Source organism: Streptomyces adustus (assembly GCF_009377175.1).
Lineage (GTDB): Bacteria > Actinomycetota > Actinomycetes > Streptomycetales > Streptomycetaceae > Streptomyces > Streptomyces adustus.
Genome location: NZ_VJZD01000538.1, coordinates 1 through 1367, shown reverse-complemented (window position 1 = coordinate 1367; position 1367 = coordinate 1). Strand labels below are relative to the sequence as shown.

The window sequence follows — 1367 nt, the reverse complement described above, 5'->3', positions numbered from 1 at the left end:
CCCGTCCCCGCGACCCCGGCCACAGGGGCGCCATTGCCGCGCTCGGTGCGGATCGGTTACGGGCTCGGGTCCCTGGCGACCGGCACCTTCGGCACCGTGCCGGGTCTGATCCTGCTGTACTACCTGACGGACGTCCTCGCGGTCCCCGCGGCACTGGCCGGGGCGGCCGTGTTCCTGCCCAAGGCCTGGGACGTGCTGATCAACCCCCTGGTCGGCGCGGCGGCCGACCGCAGCAGGCTCCAGGGCGGTTCGCGGCGGCCGTTCCTGCTGGCCGGCGCGCTCACCCTGCCGCCGCTGTTTGCGCTGCTCTTCGCCGCACCCCCGCTGCGCGGCATCGGGGCGGCCGGCTACGTGGCGGTGCTGTTCCTGCTCGCGGCGACGGCGTACGCGGTGTTCCAGGTGCCGTACGTGACCCTGCCGGCCGAGATGACCGAGGATCCGGCCGAGCGCGGCCGGGTCCTGGCCTGGCGGGTGGGCTTCCTCGGCGTGGCCATCCTGCTCTCCGGCGCGCTGGCCCCCGCGATCGCCCACGCCGACGGCGACACCCCCGGCAGTTACCGGACCATGGGCGTGGTCGTCGCGATCCTGCTGGCCGCGGGCATGCTGGGCGCCTGGCGCGCGGTCCGGCGCGCTCCCACGGTGGCACGCAGCGAGGCGGAGCCGTCCCTGCGCGCCCAGTTGGCGGTCGCCCGCGACAACCCCGTCTTCACGGCACTGGCCGGGATGTGGACGGTGCAGGCGCTGGCGGTGGGCGTGATGCTGGCGGGGGTGCAGTACTTCGCCACCTACGTCGTCGGCTCGCCGGAGGCCGTCACCCCGCTGTTCGCCTGCATGATCGGCCCACTGGTGCTGATGATGCCGCTGTGGAACCGGCTCGCGCGGGCGCGTGGCACGGTCTTCGCGCAATGGTGTGCCTCGCTGCTGTTCACCGGGGCGGCCGCACTGGTGTTCCTGACCCGCTACACCTCCCCCGTGGTGGGGTACGTGGCCGTGGCCCTGGTCGGGGTGGCCTACGCGGGGCTCCAGTTGCTGCCGCTGACCATGCTCGCGGACACCCTGGCCGCGGACACGGCACGGACCGGGCGGCGCCGGGCCGCCACCTTCACGGGTCTGTGGACGGCGGCGGAGACGCTGGCCCTGGCCCTGGGCAGCGGGGTGTTCGCCGCGGTGCTGGCGGTGACCGGCTTCCGCTCCTCGGAGGCGTCCGAGGAGGTGGCCCAGCCGGCCGCGGCCCTCACCGGCATCAACGCCGGGATGAGTCTGCTGCCCGCGCTGCTCTCGCTCGCCGGCTGCGCCCTGCTGGCCGTCTACGCACGCCGGTCGGCCGCGGCCTCCGCCCCGGCTCCGGGCGCCCCGCCCACCACACC

At 75.3% G+C, this 1367-nt stretch carries 1 protein-coding gene; it reads left to right on the top strand.

Going from position 1 to position 1367, the window contains the following annotated elements:
* Positions 1-33 precede the first annotated feature (33 nt).
* Positions 34-1367 (top strand): MFS transporter (locus FNH09_RS46375; protein ID WP_152895874.1); only part of this gene is annotated, 1334 nt, incomplete at its 3' end.